Raw genomic sequence first — 255 nt, 5'->3', positions numbered from 1 at the left:
AGAAGGAATTACAGCGCAAGGAGAAAGCGCTGGCCGAAGCAGCTGCGCTGATTATTCTCAGAAAAAAAGCCCAGGCGATCTGGGGGGATCCCGAGGAAGATTAATCGGGACTCTGGATCGCCAGAACATCATAGTATTAATTGAAGACGCCGTTAGCAGTGGTAGTAGACGCGCGGCAGCCTGTGCCATGCTTGACATCAGCCTGCGCAGCTACCAGCGCTGGACACGTGAAGGTGGTCATGGAATTGTAGATGG

At 53.3% G+C, this 255-nt stretch carries 1 pseudogene; it reads left to right on the top strand.

What is annotated here, in order from left to right:
• A pseudogene (locus ACO0K1_RS20355) lies at window positions 1–255 on the top strand (IS3 family transposase); the annotation flags it as partial.

The organism is Undibacterium sp. SXout20W (assembly GCF_049340285.1).
GTDB lineage: Bacteria > Pseudomonadota > Gammaproteobacteria > Burkholderiales > Burkholderiaceae_D > Undibacterium.
Note: the sequence above shows the minus strand (reverse complement) of the source record. Positions and strands in the feature narration are given on the sequence as shown.